Source organism: Arthrobacter sp. Y3224055 (assembly GCF_059090825.1).
The window spans coordinates 69,861-87,724 of record NZ_JBNHGB010000008.1; the positions used below are offsets into that span (position 1 = coordinate 69,861).

Consider the following 17,864-nt stretch of genomic DNA (forward strand, 5'->3'; position numbering starts at 1 on the left):
GCTCCTGCGTCGGCCGTGGTCGGAAGTCGCCGCCGGCGTCCCGCAGTGTCGGTGGTGGCTAATAGACTTAGGGGACCATGGATTTCCTCACCGACCCGGCGTTCGACCCGCATGTTGCCTCTCCGCCCGCTCCGCATCTGCCCGGCGCCGAAGAGCTGCTCTCGGGGCTGAACCCGCAGCAGGAAGAGGCGGTCAAGCATGCCGGCTCCCCGCTGCTGATCGTCGCCGGCGCCGGATCCGGCAAGACCCGGGTGCTCAGCCATCGCATCGCGTACCTGCTCGCCACCCGCCGCGCACGGCCGGGAGAGATCCTCGCCATCACCTTCACGAACAAGGCCGCCGCGGAGATGCGGGAGAGGATCGAGTCGCTGGTGGGGGACTCGGCCAAGCGGATGTGGATTTCCACGTTCCACTCATCCTGCGTGAAGATCCTGCGCCGCGAAGCCAAGCACGTGGGGTTGAACTCCAACTTCTCCATCTACGACTCGGCGGACACGCTGCGGATGGTCAGCCAGGTGGCCAAGGGGCTGGACCTGGACCCGAAGCGCTTCCCGCCCAAGTCCATCCAGCACAAGATCTCGGCGCTGAAGAATGAACTGATCGACGACGAGTCCTTTGCCTCCACCGCCAACTATTCGGATCCGTTCGAGCAGGCGGTGGCCTCGGTCTACACCGGGTACACCCAGCGGATGCGCCAGGCCAACGCCATGGACTTCGACGACCTGATCGCGCAGGTTGTCTTCATTTTCCAGGCGTTCCCGGCGATTGCGGACTCGTACCGCCGGCGGTTCCGCCACGTGCTGGTGGACGAATACCAGGACACCAACCATGCCCAGTACCGGCTGGTGCGCGAGCTGACCCGGGAGTCCGAGGACGGGTCGGTGCCGGCCGGCGAACTAACCGTGGTGGGCGACTCGGACCAGTCCATCTACGCCTTCCGCGGGGCCGACGTGCGCAACATCGTCGATTTCGAGAAGGACTACGCCAGCGCGCGCACCATCCTGCTGGAACAGAACTACCGGTCGACCCAGACCATCCTCACCGCGGCCAACTCGGTGATCTCCCGGAACCCCGACCGCCCGGCCAAGCGGCTCTGGACCGCCGAGGGCGACGGCGAGAAGATCATCGGCTACGTGGGCGAGAACGAGCACGACGAGGCCCGCTTCATCACCGGGGAGATCGACCGGCTGCAGGACTCCGAGGGCATCCGCCCCGGCGACATCGCCATTTTCTACCGGACCAACGCCCAGTCCCGGTCCATCGAAGACTTGTTGGTCCGGGTGGGGCTGCCCTACAAGGTAGTCGGCGGCACCCGCTTCTACGAACGCAAGGAGATCAAGGACGCGCTGGCCTACCTGCGGGTCCTGGCCAACCCGGACGACGTCGTCAACCTGCGCCGCATCCTCAACGAACCGAAGCGCGGGATCGGCGACCGGGCCGAGTACGCCGTCGCGGCGCTCGCGGAAAGGGACCGGATCTCGTTCATGGACGCGCTGCGCCGGGCGGAGGAGGCGCCCGGCATGGCCACCCGGTCGGTGAACGCGGTCGCCGGCTTCGTGAAGCTTATCGACGACCTGGCCGAGGTGGCCGCCGGGTCCGGTGCGGCGGCCGCGCTGGAGGCCGTGCTGGAGCAGACCGGCTACCTGGCGATGCTGCGCCAGAGCAGCGACCCGCAGGATGAATCCCGCGTGGAAAACCTGGCCGAACTCGTGGCCGTGGTGCGCGAATACGAACGGGACAACCCGGAAGGGTCGCTGTCCGAATTCCTGGAACAGGTGGCGCTGGTGGCCGACGCGGACCAGGTGCCCGACGCCCCGGACAGCGAGGCGGCACGGCTGGCCCAGGACCAGGGCGTGGTGACGCTGATGACGCTGCATACCGCCAAGGGACTGGAGTTTCCGGTGGTCTTCCTCACCGGCATGGAACACGGAATCTTCCCGCACCAGCGCTCCATGACCGACCCGACGGAGCTGGCCGAAGAGCGCCGGTTGGCCTACGTCGGCCTGACCCGCGCCCGCCAGCGGCTGTACCTGACCCGGTCCGAGTCGCGCAGCATGTGGGGCCAGAGCCAGTTCAATCCGGCCAGCCAGTTCATCGAAGAGGTGCCGGCCGAACTCATCGACTGGAAACGCGAAGGCACGGCCCGCCCGACCTTTGCCTCCGCGGGCAGCTTCGGGTCCAGCCGCTACTCGGGATCGCACTGGGGTGCCGGGACCTCGGGCAGCCAGGACATCAGCAACATGCGGGGATCGGCGCCGTCGATCACCAGCGCCAAGACCCGGGCTGGACGGGTGCAGCCGCAGAAGGAAGTCATCGCGCTGTCCATCGGCGACAAGGTCAACCACGCGAGCTTCGGCAACGGGACCGTCCTGGGCCTCGAAGGAGCCGGCGACAAGACGGTGGCCAAGGTCAAATTCGACGCCGGCGAGAAGCGGCTGCTGCTGCGCTATGCGCCGCTGACCAAGATGGGCTGACCCCGCTGGGAGATGCGCCACGTTTGCGACGGCGCATTTGGCAGCGGCATGACGGGGCGCTTACCGTTCTTATCCATGGACCACGTGGACATCAGGACTTTGGAACGGCTGGCAACCCCCGATTTCTGGCTTGACAAGCCGCTGCGCGTTTCGCTGATCCTGCTGGGTGGATTCCTGCTGAACATTGTGCTGCGGATGGTGATCAAACGCGTCACCGGAAAGATCGCCGATGGCGAGACCGCCAAGCTGGACAAATTCGACCCGGCAGCGCCCAAGAACACGAAGGACCCGCGCTACTGGCTGATTCAGGACTCGCCGATCGCCGCGGTTCGCCGGGCCCAGCGCTCGAAGACAATCGGATCGGTGCTGCGTTCGATCACCACCATCGTGCTGGCCAGCGTCACCGCGTTGATGGTGCTCACGGAGCTGGAATTCAATCTTGGCCCGGTACTGGCCAGTGCCGGTATTGCCGGCGTCGCCATTGGTTTTGGCGCCCAGACCCTGGTCAAGGACTACCTGTCCGGGCTGTTCATGGTGGCCGAAGACCAGTACGGCATCGGTGACGTGGTCGACTTGGGCGAGGCATCCGGCACCGTGGAGTCGGTCGGTCTGCGGGTCACGCAGGTGCGCGCCGTGGACGGCACGCTGTGGCACGTTCGCAACGGGGAGATCCTGCGGGTGGGTAACTCCTCGCAGGGCTGGGCGCGGGCAGTGCTGGACATCCCGGTGCCGTACGACTCCGATGTGGAGAAGGTCTCCGAGTTGATCCTCAAGACCGCCATGGAGCTGCGCATGGACGAGGACAACCGCAGGCTGATTTTGGACGATCCGGAGGTCTGGGGTGTGGAGGCACTGACCGGCGAATCCGTGGTGATCCGTTTGGCCATCCGCACGAAGCCGTTGGAACAGTGGGCAATCGCGCGCAAGATGCGGGCCCGCCTTAAGGAAGCGTTGGCCGAGGAAGGCCTGCGCATTCCGCTGCTAAACCAGACCGTGATCAGGGGCAGTGCACCGGCAGCAGCCGCAGCGCAGGGCGGGGGAACCACCGCGCAGGACGGGGACGCTGCCGCGCAGGGCGGGGGAACCACCGCGCAGGACGGGGCCGCCGCCCAAGGCGGGAACACCGCCGTCGTGGATCAGACGGGAGCCGGCGGCAAGAATTAGGTTCGGCGCCGATACCTCAAAGCCGGACACTTCTACAAGTCGTAGAAGTGTGCCCTTGGCCACTAAAGCGGTACTCTGGGACCGGCGCCCGAGGCCAAAGGGGCTAGAGTTCCCCATGGAGCACTGCAGGCATCCGCTCACCGTCCGTGGTCACCGCCACGGCCAACCGCGGACGCCGCTCCGAGTCAGAAACGACTTCGACGTAGAAGGACACAACCCGTGGACCTGTATGAATACCAGGCGCGCGATCTCTTCGAGGCACACGGAGTACCCGTGCTGGCTGGAATCGTTGCGTACACCCCAGAAGAAGCCAAGGCAGCTGCTGAGAAAATTGGCGGCGTAGTTGTCGTCAAGGCTCAGGTGAAGGTCGGAGGCCGCGGCAAGGCCGGTGGCGTCAAGGTTGCCAAGACCCCGGACGAGGCATTCGAATACGCCTCCAACATCCTCGGCATGGACATCAAGGGCCACACGGTCAAGAAGGTCATGATCGCGCAGGGCGCCGACATCGCCGAGGAGTACTACTTCTCCGTGCTGCTGGATCGCGCCAACCGCAACTACCTGGCCATGTGCTCGGTGGAGGGCGGCATGGAGATCGAGCAGCTGGCCGTGGAGCGCCCGGACGCCCTGGCCAAGGTTGCCATCGACCCGGCCGTGGGCATCGACCAGGCCAAGGCCGACGAAATCGTTGCCGAGGCCGGCTTCGCCGAAGACCTTCGCCCCAAGGTCGCCGAGGTCATCGTCAAGCTCTGGGACGTGTTCATCAAGGAAGACGCCACCCTGGTGGAGGTCAACCCGCTGGTCAAGACCGGCGCCGGCGACATCGTCGCCCTGGACGGCAAGGTCTCGCTGGACGAGAACGCCTCCTTCCGTCAGCCCGGCCACGAGGAGCTCGAGGACAAGGACGCCGCGGATCCGCTCGAGGCCAAGGCCAAGGAACTGGACCTGAACTACGTCAAGCTCGACGGACAGGTCGGCATCATCGGCAACGGCGCGGGCCTGGTCATGTCCACCCTGGATGTCGTCGCCTACGCCGGCGAGAAGCACGGCAACGTCAAGCCCGCCAACTTCCTGGACATCGGCGGCGGCGCCTCGGCCGAGGTCATGGCCGCCGGCCTGGACGTCATCCTCAACGACGAGCAGGTCAAGAGCGTGTTCGTGAACGTCTTCGGCGGCATCACCGCCTGCGACGCCGTGGCAAACGGCATCGTCAAGGCCCTGGAAATCCTGGGCGAGAAGGCCAGCAAGCCGCTGGTTGTCCGCCTCGACGGCAACAATGTCGACGAAGGCCGGCAGATCCTGCTCAACGCCAACCACCCGCTGGTCACCCTGGCCCTGACCATGGACCAGGGCGCCGACAAGGCCGCCGAGCTGGCCAACGCCTAAGGACCGAGGAACTAAAACATGTCTATCTTCATCAACAAGGACTCGAAGGTCATCGTCCAGGGCATCACCGGTGGCGAAGGCTCCAAGCACACGGCGCGCATGCTGCACGCCGGCACCAACATCGTTGGCGGCGTGAACGCGCGCAAGGCCGGCACCACCGTCACCCACGGCGAGAAGACCCTGCCGGTCTTCGGCACCGTCAAGGAAGCCGTCACCGAGACCGGCGCCGACGTCTCCATCGTCTTCGTCCCGCCGGCCTTCACCAAGGACGCCGTGGTCGAGGCCATCGAGGCCGAAATCGGCCTCGTCGTGGTGATCACCGAGGGCGTGCCGGTGCAGGACTCCGCCGAGTTCTGGGCGCTGGCACAGTCCAAGAAGGACTCCGACGGCAACCAGATCACCCGCATCATCGGCCCGAACTGCCCGGGCATCATCACGCCCGGCGAGTCGCTGGTGGGCATCACCCCGGCGAACATCACCGGCAAGGGCGGCGTGGGCCTGGTCTCCAAGTCCGGCACGCTGACCTACCAGATGATGTACGAACTACGCGACCTCGGCTTCTCCACCGCCATCGGCATCGGCGGCGACCCGGTCATCGGCACCACCCACATCGACGCCCTGGCCGCGTTCGAGGCCGATCCGGAAACCAAGGCGATCGTGATGATCGGCGAAATCGGCGGCGACGCCGAGGAGCGCGCCGCCGAGTACATCAAGGCCAACGTCACCAAGCCGGTCGTCGGCTACGTGGCCGGCTTCACCGCGCCCGAGGGCAAGACCATGGGCCACGCCGGCGCCATCGTCTCCGGCTCCTCCGGCACGGCCCAGGCCAAGAAGGAGGCCCTCGAGGCCGCGGGCGTGAAGGTCGGCAAGACCCCGTCCGAGACCGCGCACCTGCTGCGCGAGGTCTACCCGGACCACGAGGCACCGTCCAGCCTCTAGGCCCTCCGCCTACGGCATCGAGGCCCGCCACCTGCACAAGGTGGCGGGCTTCGCCCGTTCCCGGCCGCCGCGGCGACGCGGTTAGGCTGGAAAGCACCACCACTGCACAGGAGGCTTCATGCGCGCTGCCATCATCCACGGACCGGGCGACATCCGGGTCGAGGAACGACCCGACCCGGAAATCCTTGCCCCCACCGACGCGATCGTGCGCGTGAGCGCCACCTGCGTCTGCGGCTCCGATCTGTGGCCCTACCGCGGCATCCGCGAGCCGGGCAGGCCGCATCCCATCGGCCACGAACTCATCGGCGTGGTCGAGGCCACCGGCGACGCGGTGCAGGCGCTGTCCGCCGGCGACTTCGTCATCGCCCCGTGGGCCATCAGTTGCGGCGAGTGCCCACCCTGCCGCAACGGCGTGCAAACCTCCTGCGAACGCCGGGCCAGCTGGGGAGGCCGGGACGAACACGGCCTGCCGGTCGACGGCGGGCAGGGCGAAGCCGTGCGGGTGCCCCACGCCGACGCCACGCTTGTTGCGGTGCCCGGCGTGACAGAACCGGGAGAGGAACTGGCCAAGAGCCTGCTCACGCTCTCCGACGTGATGGGGACCGGACACCACGCGGCCATCAGCGCCAAGGTCGGCCCGGGACGCACCGTCGTCGTCGTGGGTGACGGCGCCGTCGGGCTGTGCGGAGTGCTGGCAGCCCGGCGGCTGGGCGCCGAGCGGATCATCGCGATGTCCCGCTACGACGACCGGGCGGCACTGGCGCGCGAATTCGGGGCAACCGATGTGGTGGCGGAACGCGGGAAGGCCGCCGCCGAAAAGGTCAAGGAGCTGCTCGGCGGCGTGCTGGCCGACTCCGTGCTCGAGTGCGTGGGCACGGCGGAGTCCATGGACCAGGCGTTGCGCTGCACCAGGCCCGGCGGTTCCGTCGGGTTCGTCGGCGTCCCCGCCGGCGGCGCCGAACTGCCCATCGGCGTGCTGTTCTCGAAAAACATTGCCGTCGCCGGCGGCGCCGCGCCCACCCGCGAATACCTTCCGGAACTCCTCGAGGACGTCCTGGCCGGGAAGATCAACCCCGGCAAGGTCTTCGACGCGGTCATGCCCCTCGGCGACGCCGCGGAAGCCTACCGGGCCATGGACGAGCGCCGCGCGATCAAGGTGATGCTGCGGCCCTAACCGCGGCCGGGCTTCCCGCCAGCGCGGGCCTAGCCGCGCAGGCGTTCCATGCCGGGGTCGACCAGCGGCTCGGCGGCGACGGTGGCCGGGATGCGGCGGCCGAAGTATTCGATCTCGACGCCGTCTCCCTCCCCGATGTCCGCAGGCAGCCACGCGTACGCCACCGGCCGGCCTACCGTGTGGCCGAAGGCCGCGCTGGTGACGTAGCCGGACGGGACGTCGTCCACGTATACCGGCTCCTTGCCCAGCACCACCGACCGGCCGTCGTCGATGGTCAGGCAGCGCAGCCGGCGGGGCGGCGCGCCCGCGGCGGCCAGCGCGGCGGCGCCGACGAATTCGCCCTTGTCGGCCTTGACCGCGAACCCGAGGCCCGCCTCCTCCGGCGTGTGCTCGGTGGTCATGTCGGTGCCCCAGAGCCGGTAGCCCTTTTCCAGCCGCAGGCTGTTGAATGCGGCCCGGCCGGCGGGGACGATCCCGTGCTCCTGCCCGGCGTCGAACAGCGCGTCCCAGAGCCTGAGCCCCTGGTCGGCCGTGGTGTACAGTTCCCAGCCCAGCTCGCCCACATAGGAGAGCCGCATCGCGGTGACGGAGAGGCCGGCGACGCGCACCTGGGCCGTGCGGAAGTACTTGAGCGAGTCGTTGCTGAAGTCGTCGCTGCTGGCCTTGGCCATCACGCCGCGCGCCAGGGGGCCCCAGAGCCCGATGCAGCAGGTGCCGGCGGTGATGTCCTCGACCCGGGCCCACTGGGCCGGGTCGGCCTGCGATTGCGCGGCCGCCTCGCCGCGCAGGTACTCGTAGTCGGCGTTGTTGTTGATGCCGGCCTGGAACCGCTCGGGGGCCAGCCGGGCCACCGTGATGTCGCTGCGGATGCCGCCACCCGAATCCAGCAACAGGCAGTAAGTCACCGCCCCGGGTTTCTTGTTCAGCTGCCCGGTGCCCAGCCGCTGCAGCAGGGCCAGGGCGCCCGGCCCGGACACCTCCACCCGCTTCAGCGGCGTCATGTCGTACATGGCGACGGCGGTGCGCGTCTTCCACGCTTCGGCCGCGGCGATGGGGGAGTGGTAGCGGGCGGCCCAGGCGTCGCGCTCCGGTTCCCGCCAGTCCTGCGGCAGCGCCGCCAGCAGGGCCGCGTTGGCCTCGTACCAGTGCGGGCGCTCCCAGCCGCCGGATTCCAGGAAGACCGCGCCGAGCTCCTGCTGGCGGCCGAAGAAGGGGCTGGTGCGCAGGTTCCGCGGGGATTCGCGCGGTTGCAGCGGGTGCAGCACGTCGTAGATCTCCACGAAGTTCTGCTGCGACGTCTCGCTGATGTATTCCGGGGCCAGCTGCACGTCTTCGAACCGGCGCACGTCGCCTTCGTGCAGGTCCGTCTGCGACCGCCCGTCCACCAGCAGCTCTGCAACCGCCTTGGCCACTCCCGCCGAATGGGTGACCCACACGGCTTCGGCCAGATAAAAGCCGGCGACGTCCGGCGACTCCCCGATCACCGGGGCGCCGTCGGGGGTGAAGGAAAAGACGCCGTTGAAGCCGTCGGTGATGCCCGCGCCGCGGAGGGCCGGCAGCAGCCGCTGGCTTTCCCGCCAGGACGGTTCGAAGTCCGCCGGCGTGAAGCCCAGCCGCGAGGGCATGCGGTCGTCGGAGACGTCCGCCGGCGCGACAGCCGGCAGCCCGTCCAGGTCCACCGGCATGGGCCGGTGCGCGTAGGAACCGATGCCCAGCCGATCACCGTGCTCGCGGAAGTACAGGTCCGCGTCCTGGTGGCGCAGGATCGGCAACCGGGCGCCGTTGGGCAGTTCGTTCCGGCCGGCCAGCACCGGCAGCGCCGAGGTCTTGACGTACTGGTGCGCCAGCGGAAGCAGAGGCACCGTCATGCCGACCATGGCGCCGATCTTCGGCCCCCAGAACCCGGCACAGCAGACCACGACGTCGGCGGGCACCCTCCCGGTGTCGGTCTCCACCGCGGTGACCCGCCCGCCGTCGTGCTCAATGCCCGTCACGGTGGTGGAACCGCGGAACTCGACGCCGGCGGCGGAGGCGCGGGCGATCAGCAGCCGGACGGCGCGGGCCGCGAGGGCCAGCCCGTCGGAGGGGATGTGCAGGCCGCCGAGCACGTTGCCGGCCGGCAGCAGCGGATGGTGCTTTTCGCATTCATCCGGATCGATCAGCCGTGCCTCCACGCCCCAGGAGGCGGCGAAGCCGGCCCTGCGCTTGAGCTCGTCGAACCGCGCGGGCGTGGTGGCCACCTCCAGCCCGCCCACCTGGTTGAAGCAGGAGATGCCGTCGGCCGTGAGCGAGCGCATTTTGCCCACGGTGTAGCGGGCGAATTCGGTCATGGTCTTGGACGGGTTGGTTTGGAAGACCAGCCCGGGTGCGTGCGAACTCGACCCGCCGGCCAGATGCAGCGGGCCCTGCTCCAGGACGGTCACGTTCGTCCGGCCGCGGGCCGCCAGTTCGTCCGCCAGATTGGCGCCGACGATCCCTGCTCCGATGATGACGATGCGCGGGGAAGTGCTCATGCGGTAATGCTCCTTCAGGTAGCAGGGCGGGGCAAGAGATGCCGGGCCATGCGTTTTGAATGTGAGGCCATGCGTTGTGGGGCGGCGAGTTTGGGGTGCGGCGGGTGGCCCGGTTGCCCCGGCCGCCCGCCGCAGGGCGGCCTAGGCGGGCGGTGGAGCAGCTGCCGGGCACTTCCCTTCGGGACAGGTGTCGTCGCATTCGTGTTTGGTGACCAGGTCGAACCTGCTGCCGCCGTGCTGGCCCACCCCGGATCGGATGGCGCGTTCCACGACGGAGTCGGCCAACCGGCGGCGCAGCGCCAGCGGATCACGGCGCAGGTCCTTGGCCAGCGCAATGCACATCAGCAGCATCACCAGGACGAACGGCAGCGCGACCACGATGGTGATGTTCTTGAGCCCGTTCAGGGCCTCGGCCGGCTGGTCCCCGCCGGCCAGCAACATCACCGCAGCGACTCCGCCGGTCAGCGCGCCCCAGAAGATCACGACGCCGCGGGAGGGCTCTTCGGCCCCGTTGGAACTGAGGGAAGCCATCACCAGCGAGGCCGAATCGGCGCCCGTGACGAAGAAGATCCCTACCAGAACCATCGCCAGGATCGCCACCGCGCCGGCCAGGATGTTCGGCAACGGCAGGTTTTGCAGCAGATCGAAGAGGGCGCCGTCGAAGGAGATGGTCGGTTCGCCGTCGACCATGTCGACCAGCCCGTCGCCGGTATCCGGTGTGGCGTCTGCCGCGGCCTGCACTCCAAAGCTGGCGCCGCCGAAGATCGCGAACCACGCGACGCTCACAACGCTTGGCACCAGCAGCACGCCGGTGACGAACTGGCGGATGGTGCGGCCGCGGCTGATCCGGGCAATGAACATGCCGACGAACGGTGTCCAGGACACCCACCAGGCCCAGTAGAAGACCGTCCAGCCGGACATCCAGCTGCGCAGCGCCTCGTCGCCCACCGCTTCGGTGCGGGAGGCCATCTCGGCCAGGTCGCGGGCGTAATCCCCGACGGCGGCCGGCACCAGGTTCAGGATGAACAGCGTGGGGCCGGCAAGGAACACGATCAGCGCCAGAAGAACGGCCAGCACCATGTTGATGTTGGCCAGCCACTGAATGCCGCGGCGGATTCCGGAGACGGCCGAGGCGATGAAGCAGGCCGTGAGCACGGCGATGATGACCACGAGCACGCCGGTGGCCAGCTCGCCCACCCACCCGTTGAACGCCAAGCCGCTGCCGATTTGCAGGGCGCCGAGGCCGAGCGACGCGGCCGTGCCGAAGAGGGTGGCGAAGATGGCCAGGATGTTGATGAACTTCCCGGCCGGTCCCTCCACCGTCTTGCTGCCGAACAGGGAGGTGAAGATTGCCGAGATCAGCTGTTTGCGGCCCAGCCGGTAGGTGCCGTAGGCCATGGCGATGCCGACGACGGCGTACATCGCCCACGGGTGCAGCGTCCAGTGGAACAGCGAGGTTGCCATCGCCGTCTGGATTGCCTCCGGCGTCTGCCCGTCCACGGTGCCGGGCGGCGGGGCGATGTAGTGGTACATCGGTTCTGCCACGCCGTAGAACATCAGGCCGATGCCCATGCCGGCGGCGAACATCATGGAGATCCAGGAGATGGTGCGGAACTCCGGCTTTTCGCCGTCCTTGGACAGCGGGATGTTGCCGAACCGGCCGATCGCCAGCCACAGCACGAAAACCACGAAGAGCGAGGCCAGCAGGATGAAGAGCCAACCGGTATTCTCCATCACCCAGTTCAGTACGGTGACCGAGGTGGTGCCGAGATGCTCGGTGGCCAGGAAACCCCAGGCCACGAAAGCGACGGCGAGGGCGCCGGCCACGGCGAAGACTGTCTTGTCCAAGCCTCCGCTCGTCCGCTGGCGGCCCGCCAGCGCCTGCTCGTTCTCGCTCTCCCGAAGCTCGGCCAGGATCCGGGCGTCCTCCTCGGTGCCCGCTTGATCCGGCGGCGCATTGGCCGGTCTGTCGGAGGGCTCCTGGGCCAGCACCCGCTGCACCTCGTGGTCGGGTGGGCCATCATCAACTGCAAGATCGTTGTTCACTGACATCTGGTTCCTTTGGTGGATGACGAAGGCCCGGCTACACGAACCCGTCGACCTGCAGGCCGGGCGGGAGATTCGGGGCCTCTTCTGATTCCTGGACCATGATGATGCCGTCCACGACGGAGACACCGTGGACGCGGACCGGGAGTTTTGCCGGCGGCGCGTCAACGACGCCGGTACGCAGATTGAACTTCGACGCGTGCAGCGGGCACTCGACTTCGCAGCCCTCTACCCAGCCGTCCGCCAGCGAGGCGTCCTGGTGGGTGCACGTGTCGTCAATGGCAAAGAGCTCGCCCTCTTCCGTGTGGAAGACGGCGATGGGAGGCGAAGTGTCAAGCCGGATGGCGTCGCCGGGGGTTAGCTGGCTTAAGGGGCAGGCCTGATGCATGGGGGCGCCTTCTTTCGCAACGACACAGCGTGCCAAGTTCCGTCGTGAACAACGGCGTTCACGATAGGCAACAGTGTGCCGGGTCACATTCCGTTGTCAAGGGTTTGGAGAAATTCTTTTCTGCGGGTCCTTACCCCTTGACACACGCGGAATCCGTCTTCAAGCTGTTTCACATAGCGCGTCGTGTTGCGTCAGGCGCTGCTTCTTCGGAAAACGTGGACCCTCATGCTGTGAAAGGCCCTATCCATGCAGACCCTTGTTGTCATCGGAGCTTCGCTGTCCGGGCTTTCTGCGGCCCGGGCGGCACGGAACCAAGGTTTTGCCGGCCGCCTGATCGTCGTTGGAGCGGAAGTGCATCCGCCCTACGACCGTCCGCCGCTGTCCAAGGACTTCCTGGCGGGCCGGGTCTCGGAGGCGGACCTGGCATTAGTCGACGGGGACGACGAGTTGGCCGCGGAATGGATTTTGGGTGTGACGGCCATAGGCCTCGACCCGGAGTCGATGACCGTGTCGCTCAGCGACGGACGGAGCCTCGCCGCGGACGGACTGGTCCTGGCCACCGGGTCCTCCGCCCGGGTACTCCCCGAAGTCGATGGCTGCGCGAACGTTTTCACCCTCCGCACGTTGGACGATGCCCGTGCGCTCCGCGGTCATCTGCTTCCCGGCCGGAAAATGGTGGTGATCGGGGCAGGCTTCATCGGCGCCGAGACCGCTTCGACCGCCCGTGACGCGGGCCTCGACGTCACCGTGGTGGAGCGGTCTCCTGCCCCACTGTCCGGCGCCCTGGGCGTCGAGATGGGTGCGGCCGTCGCCGGGCTGCACTTGGCCGGCGGGGTGGAGATGCTGTGCGGCACATCTGTCCGGTCCTTCCGCACCAGCGGCGGAAACGTCAGCCACGTGGTGCTCGACGACGGGCGGGAACTTCCCGCCGACATCGTCTTGGTGGGCATCGGCGGGCAACCGAACACCGACTGGCTGCTCGGCTCCGGAATAGAGTTGGGCAACGGCGTGCTCTGCGACTCGGCGGGCCGCACCAGCGTCTCCTCGGTGGTGGCCGTCGGGGACTGCGCGGCCTGGTGGGACCCGCGGGCAGGGGCGCACCAGCGGGTTGAGCACTGGACCGGGGCCTTGGAGCAACCTGCCGTTGCAGTGGCAGCGCTGTTGCAGGACACCGCGACCCTGCCGCCGGTCAATCCGCCCTATTTCTGGTCCGACCAATACGGCTCGCGCATTCAGTTTGCCGGCCACGTGCACGGCCACGACCGGGTTGAAATTGAACACGGCTGCCTCGAAGACAACAGCTTCCTCGCCGTCTACTATGCCGGAGCCGACCCCGTTGCCGTGCTGGGTGTCAACCAGGTCCGCCAGTTCACCAGGTGGCGCAAATTCCTCAACCGGGAAGCCGAACGGCACCTGGGCGTACTTTCAGCCGAATTCGCCGCCGCATCCTGAGCAACGCACCCATTCTCCCGCTGCCAGTTCTGTTCAAAGGAGTTCGCATGACCGCCGAAATGGTTTCGGATAGCCTGATCGCCACCCTGCCCGGCCATACCTATGTTGACGACGACGTCTTTCGGGCCGAGCAGGAACGCATCTTCGAGCAGATGTGGTTCTGTGCGGTCAGGTCCGCCGACCTTGACAAAGCCGGCGCCTATCGGACGGTGCAGGTTGGCCGCGAATCGGTCATCGTGACCCGCAACCGCAAAGGCACCGTCCGTGCGTACTACAACATCTGCCGGCACCGCGGCGTCAAACTTTGCATGGAAGAGAGCGGTGAGGCGGGACGTTCGTTCCAATGTCCCTACCACGCCTGGACATACGACTTCGATGGCAAGCTCATCGCGGCGCCCAATCTCACCAAGATGCCCGATATCGACCGGCAAAAGTACGGGTTGGTGGATGTTCCGGTGCGCGAATACCTGGGTTACGTGTGGTTGTGCCTCGCGGAGGAACCGCCGTCGTTCGACGACGACGTGGTGGGGGCGATCGAAGAGCGCCTGGGCGACGCCGGCGCGATCGACGGCTACGACATCGCCAACCTCAGCCTGGGCCGGCGGATCAGGTACGACGTGAAGGCCAACTGGAAGCTGATTATCGAGAACTTCATGGAGTGCTATCACTGCGCGACCATCCATCCGGAGCTGACGGAAGTGCTGCCGGAGTTCGCCGATGGACTGGCCGCGCAGTATTTTGTGGGCCACGGCGCCGAATTCGGCGAGGACGTTAAGGGCTTCACGGTGGACGGGTCGGAAGGCTTGGAACGGATTCCGGGCATCGCCGACGACCAGGACCGGCGCTATTACGCGGTGACCATCAGACCCACGGTCTTCCTGAACCTGGTGCCGGACCACGTGATCATCCACCGGATGTTTCCGTTGGCCGCGGACCGGACAGTGGTGGAGTGCGACTGGCTGTACATGCCCGGCGTGGTGGAAGCCGGAAAGGACCTCACGGCCTCCGTCGAGCTCTTTCACCGGGTGAACCAGCAGGACTTCGACGCGTGCGAACGCTGCCAGCCGGCGATGGGCTCCAAGATCTACGCCAACGGCGGCGTGCTGGTTCCCAGCGAACACCACATCAGCGCGTTCCACGAGTGGGTCACGGCCCGACTGGCCGGAGAGCCCGCCGCCGCCGTCGTCAAATGACAGCCGGGCGCCGGCGTCGTCATTGGGTAGCCGGCGGCGGTCAGCTGTCCCGGGAGTAGCCCATCCGGGCGCTGATGTCCTGCCCGGCCTGCTTGATGTCCTCGACCAGCCCGTCAATCTGCTCGGGCTTGAACCGGAAGGCCGGGCCCGAAATGCTGACGGATCCGATAACGGTTCCCAGGTGGTCCCATACCGGAACAGCAATGGAATTCAGGCCGATCTCGAATTCTTCCTTGACGACGGCGTAGCCCTGGGCGGAGACCTGGAGCAGCTCCTTTTCCAGTTTCTGCCGGGAGGTGATCGTGTTCGCGGTCTGCGCCGGCAACCGGGTTTGCTTCACGATCTTGAGCCGGTCTTCGGAGGTGAGCCCCGCCAGCAGGACCTTACCGCTGGACGTGGCGTGGAGGGGCGTCAGACTGCCGATCCAGTCGGACATCGCCAGAGTGGAGGTGCCCCGCGCCTGGTCCACGTTGACGGCATAGTTGGAACGCAGGACTGCCAGGTTCACGGTCTCCTTGTACTGTTCCGCCAGTCGTTCCAGCACGGGCCGTGCCTCGCGCACCAGGCTCAGGTTCCCCGGGATCGAGTTCGCGAGCCGCAGGATGCTAAAGCCGAGCTGGTATTTGCCGCGCTCGCTGTTCTGCTGCACCATGCCGCGCTGGTCCAAGGACGCCAGCAGCCGCGACGCGGTGGACTTGTGCACGCCCATTTCCTCGGCGATGTCGCTGACGCCGGCGGCGCCACGGCGCGCCAGGATCTCGAGCACGGTGATGGCGCGGTCCACAGACTGCACACCGCGGTTCAGGTTCTCAGGCGACGCCTCGTCGTCGAACTCTTCAGGATCGGCCATAGGACCATAATCTCATTGCGGCAGGGCGCGGTGGGCCCGCACGGCGAAGCTGGTCCTACAGTGCCGCGACGGATTCAGGGTCGGCGGCGCGTGCCTGCGCCACGGTAGGGGAGAATTCGCGGGACAGGGCGGCAGCCATGCCGGCCGATGCCCGCTCGAGGAGGATTTTGCCCTTGCCGGCGGTCGCCTCGGCCGCGGAGGAAAGGCAGCCGGAGGCCGGTGTCAGTTCGGGGTTGACGGGCAGGACATCGTAGTTCGGCAGGACGGCGGGGGGAGCGTCGACGACCTTGTCCATGCGGACGCGCTCCGGGTAGAGGTGCAGCATGAGCGAGGTTTCCAGCACGCCGCCGTGCTCCAGGTCCCAGCCGGTGAAGCCATCCGGGTACAGCTCGGTGATGGTCCGCTCGTCAACGAAGTCCCAGTAGGAGAGCAGCACTACCTTGACGTCCTGGACGCCGCTTTGGTGCAGTTCGCGGAGCGCCAGGTCGACGCCTTCGTACAGGAACTGGTAGTTCTCGAAATGGCCGTTGATGAAGGCAATGTTCCGGGCACCGTGCCGGGCAAATTCCAGGGTGAGCGTCTTGGCGATGGAAATGACCGTCGCGGCGTCGAGGCTGGTGGTGCCGGGGAGGTGGTTGCCGCCCCCGGAGCGTTGCTGGGACTTGTACCCGTAGACGACGGGAGCGGCGACAACACCACCGATGGATGACGCCGTCGCACCGGCCAACGCCGTAGACAGGAGAACATCCACGTTGAGCGGCATATGCGGCCCGTGCTGCTCAATGGAGCCGACCGGGATCAGCACGACGGCGTTGTCGTCGGCGATGCGTTCCCGATAGGTAAAGGCGTCGAGTTCTTCCATGTACACGCTGGCAGGCATGCTTGCTCCAAACGATCGTTGTGCGGCTCATTCGCGATGGGCGGTGGATTGCAGGTGGTGCTGCCGGGGCGGGACCAAACGGCCCCGCCCCGGCAGGTCGGGTCAGGCCTGGATGATGTTGTTCTCGGGGCCGAAACCGAACTTAGTGATGTTTTCCACGCTGTCTTCGCCGATGACGAGGATGTCGTGTTCGCGGTAGCCGCCGGCACCGGGTTCGCCGTCGGCGACGGTGATCATCGGCTCCATGGAAACGACCATGCCCGGTTCCAGGACGGTGTCGATGTCCTCGCGCAGTTCCAGGCCTGCCTCGCGTCCGTAGTAATGCGAGAGGACGCCGAACGAGTGGCCGTACCCGAACGTGCGGTTCGCCAGCAGCCCGTGGCCGATGTAGATCTCGTTCAGCTCGGCGGCGATGTCCTTGCAGACGGCGCCGGGCTTGATCAGTTCCAGCCCGCGGCGGTGCACCTCTACGTTGATGTTCCACAGCTCGAGCGAGCGTTCGTCCGGCTCGCCCAGGAACAGGGTCCGTTCCAGCGCGGTGTAGTAACCGGAGGTCATCGGGAAGCAGTTCAGGGACAGGATGTCCCCGCGCTGCAGCTTGCGGGTGGTGGCCCAGTTGTGCGCACCGTCGGTGTTGATGCCGGACTGGAACCAGACCCAGGTGTCACGGACTTCGCGGTGCGGGAAGGTGCGGGCAATCTCGTGGACCATGGCCTCGGTGCCGATCAGTGCCACTTCGTACTCGCTGATGCCTTCCCGGATGGCCGCCTTGATGGCCTCGCCGCCCAGGTCGCCGATCCGTGCACCGTGCTTGATGACCTCGATTTCCTCGGCCGACTTAATCATCCGCTGGCGCATCGCGTCCTGCGAGACGTCGAGCAGTTCGGCGCCGTCGAAGGCGGCCTGGATGCGCTGGCGGGTCATCAACGGCAGGGCATCGTCCTCGACACCGAGGCGGCGTGCGCTGACGCCGCGCTGGCGCAGGGCTTCCTGGAGGCCGAAGTAGAAGTTGTCTCGCTTCCAGTCCGTGTAGACGATGTTCTCGCCGTAGCTGGTGCGCCATGGCATTCCGGCGTCGATGTTGGCGGTGACCGTGACCGAGTCGTCTGCGGTGACGACCAGGGCGTAGTTGCGGCCAAACGTCGTGTACAGGAAGTCCGAGTAGTACTTGATGCCGTGGTAGCTGGTCAGGATGACCGCGTCGAGCTCCTTGGCGGCCATAATCTGCCGCAGCCCGGCCAGGCGGCGTTCGAATTCCGCATCGGAGAAGGTCAGCTGCTGCTTCTCACCGTTGTGCAGGACCTTCAGGCGCTCGAGCTCGGACACGCTGTTGGCGGAGGGGGAGGCGGGGGCGATGGTCATTGGATCTCCTTCATGGTGTTTCTGTGTGCGGGAAAGGTGGCTTTGA

At 67.0% G+C, this 17,864-nt stretch carries 13 protein-coding genes; 7 read left to right on the forward strand and 6 right to left on the reverse strand.

The window, feature by feature from the left end; all coding sequences use genetic code 11:
* The first annotated feature begins 77 nt into the window (after positions 1 to 77).
* The 5 genes from pcrA to AC5RTY_RS16610 all read left to right on the forward strand — a co-directional run bounded on the left by pcrA (position 78) and on the right by AC5RTY_RS16610 (position 7,134).
* On the forward strand, positions 78 to 2,474 hold the full coding sequence (pcrA, locus tag AC5RTY_RS16590) for a DNA helicase PcrA (RefSeq protein WP_494023414.1): 2,397 nt from the start codon (positions 78 to 80) through the stop codon (positions 2,472 to 2,474).
* A gap of 75 nt (positions 2,475 to 2,549) precedes the next feature.
* Positions 2,550 to 3,638: a mechanosensitive ion channel family protein gene (locus AC5RTY_RS16595; protein WP_494139964.1), complete on the forward strand. Its 1,089-nt coding sequence runs from the start codon at positions 2,550 to 2,552 to the stop codon at positions 3,636 to 3,638.
* Positions 3,639 to 3,857: 219 nt separating this feature from the next.
* Positions 3,858 to 5,021 (forward strand): ADP-forming succinate--CoA ligase subunit beta, encoded by a 1,164-nt coding sequence (sucC, locus tag AC5RTY_RS16600; RefSeq protein ID WP_494073387.1) that lies wholly within the window; start codon positions 3,858 to 3,860, stop codon positions 5,019 to 5,021.
* An 18-nt stretch (positions 5,022 to 5,039) separates the two neighbouring features.
* Entirely contained in the window at positions 5,040 to 5,960 is a 921-nt protein-coding gene (gene sucD / locus AC5RTY_RS16605; protein WP_494001752.1) for a succinate--CoA ligase subunit alpha, read from the forward strand.
* Between the two features lie 118 nt (positions 5,961 to 6,078).
* Positions 6,079 to 7,134, forward strand: a complete 1,056-nt coding sequence (locus tag AC5RTY_RS16610; protein WP_494050299.1) for a zinc-dependent alcohol dehydrogenase family protein — start codon at positions 6,079 to 6,081, stop codon at positions 7,132 to 7,134.
* A 29-nt stretch (positions 7,135 to 7,163) separates the two neighbouring features.
* On the opposite strand, the gene AC5RTY_RS16615 is transcribed toward AC5RTY_RS16610, so the two are convergent.
* The 3 genes from AC5RTY_RS16615 to AC5RTY_RS16625 form a co-directional block, all read right to left on the reverse strand.
* On the reverse strand, positions 7,164 to 9,647 hold the full coding sequence (locus AC5RTY_RS16615) for a GcvT family protein (protein ID WP_494139965.1): 2,484 nt from the start codon (positions 9,645 to 9,647) through the stop codon (positions 7,164 to 7,166).
* A 141-nt stretch (positions 9,648 to 9,788) separates the two neighbouring features.
* Positions 9,789 to 11,699: a BCCT family transporter gene (locus tag AC5RTY_RS16620; protein ID WP_494014662.1), complete on the reverse strand. Its 1,911-nt coding sequence runs from the start codon at positions 11,697 to 11,699 to the stop codon at positions 9,789 to 9,791.
* Between the two features lie 31 nt (positions 11,700 to 11,730).
* Positions 11,731 to 12,081, reverse strand: coding sequence for a bifunctional 3-phenylpropionate/cinnamic acid dioxygenase ferredoxin subunit (locus AC5RTY_RS16625; RefSeq protein WP_494001748.1), 351 nt, complete (start codon positions 12,079 to 12,081; stop codon positions 11,731 to 11,733).
* A 246-nt stretch (positions 12,082 to 12,327) separates the two neighbouring features.
* Between AC5RTY_RS16625 and AC5RTY_RS16630 the strand changes: the two genes are divergently transcribed.
* A complete protein-coding gene (locus tag AC5RTY_RS16630; RefSeq protein WP_494076779.1) occupies positions 12,328 to 13,533 on the forward strand; it encodes an NAD(P)/FAD-dependent oxidoreductase in 1,206 nt (401 codons plus the stop codon).
* A gap of 47 nt (positions 13,534 to 13,580) precedes the next feature.
* On the forward strand, positions 13,581 to 14,726 hold the full coding sequence (locus AC5RTY_RS16635) for an aromatic ring-hydroxylating oxygenase subunit alpha (RefSeq protein ID WP_494014660.1): 1,146 nt from the start codon (positions 13,581 to 13,583) through the stop codon (positions 14,724 to 14,726).
* A gap of 40 nt (positions 14,727 to 14,766) precedes the next feature.
* Here AC5RTY_RS16635 and AC5RTY_RS16640 read toward each other — a convergent pair whose 3' ends face one another.
* The 3 genes from AC5RTY_RS16640 to AC5RTY_RS16650 form a co-directional block, all read right to left on the reverse strand.
* Positions 14,767 to 15,576 (reverse strand): IclR family transcriptional regulator, encoded by an 810-nt coding sequence (locus AC5RTY_RS16640; RefSeq protein ID WP_494014659.1) that lies wholly within the window; start codon positions 15,574 to 15,576, stop codon positions 14,767 to 14,769.
* A 55-nt stretch (positions 15,577 to 15,631) separates the two neighbouring features.
* Entirely contained in the window at positions 15,632 to 16,456 is an 825-nt protein-coding gene (locus AC5RTY_RS16645; RefSeq protein ID WP_494014658.1) for a creatininase, read from the reverse strand.
* 102 nt (positions 16,457 to 16,558) lie between these two features.
* The gene (locus AC5RTY_RS16650; protein ID WP_494001743.1) at positions 16,559 to 17,818 is read right to left on the reverse strand and encodes a M24 family metallopeptidase; all 1,260 of its coding nucleotides are present in this window, start codon (positions 17,816 to 17,818) and stop codon (positions 16,559 to 16,561) included.
* Between the last annotated feature and the right edge of the window lie 46 nt (positions 17,819 to 17,864).